Genomic DNA, 778 nt, shown 5'->3' on the forward strand with positions numbered 1-778 from the left:
CAGCTGCATGGGCGTTCCGTGCGAAAAGCTGGTGCCGAAGATCAGTTTGTTGCCGGCGCTGGCCAGCTCGCGGAAAATGCGCTCCGCATCCTGCGGCATGAAGATGTTGTCGATGACGGTGAGTTCGGCCTTGTCGCCGAACGCGGCTTTGATCGCCTCGACGCCAAGGCTGTGCTGCTTGGTCCAGCCGATTTCGGCGATCGGCGAGACGTAGACGACGCCGATCTTGAGCACCTCTTGAGCCTTGGCGACCGTGCTCAGCCCTCCGGCACCGAGCGCAGCACCCAGCGCACCGCTGTATTTCAGGAATCCGCGTCTTGTCAGGTCGTTCATGTCGGTAACCCTCTGTTGGTTTTTTTGGTTGATGCCCGGCTTGTCGATGCCCGGTCTTTGTTAGGGAGATGGACGTGCGCGTGCACCGCGCCGTCGCCATTCCCGGATGGTTTTGCCTGCCTCAATCCAGCCGATATCGTCGCTCCGTCGGCCTTGCCGTCGAGATAGGGTGCGAGCGCTTCGGCAGGCGTCATCTCCGGAAACACGTCGCGATCCATGATATAGCCGCGCACCACGGTGCGGTGATGCGTGTCGATCAGGTCCATGGCCTGTTTCAGGCGGCCCTTTTCCAGGAGGTCGACGACCCTCGAATGATCGTCGAGCAGATTGCAATAGTCGAAATCGGCTGAAATGAGCGAGCGCAGCAGCGTCGTGCGGCGCACCAGCTGGGCATGGATTTCCTGCATCACCTTGTTGCGGCTAAGGCGCACGAACACCGTGTGGA

At 60.8% G+C, this 778-nt stretch carries 1 protein-coding gene and 1 pseudogene; both read right to left on the minus strand.

The genetic code is table 11. The features are described 5' to 3' along the window. Window positions 1-333 (minus strand): twin-arginine translocation signal domain-containing protein (locus EN994_RS33795; RefSeq protein ID WP_127308278.1); only part of this gene is annotated, 333 nt, incomplete at its 3' end. After that, window positions 330-778, minus strand: a pseudogene (locus EN994_RS33800) (GntR family transcriptional regulator); the annotation flags it as partial. The pseudogene EN994_RS33800 and the gene EN994_RS33795, both read right to left, overlap by 4 nt.

Origin of the sequence: Mesorhizobium sp. M7A.F.Ca.CA.002.09.1.1, from assembly GCF_003998555.1 — a bacterium.
Taxonomy (GTDB): Bacteria; Pseudomonadota; Alphaproteobacteria; order Rhizobiales; family Rhizobiaceae; genus Mesorhizobium; species Mesorhizobium ciceri.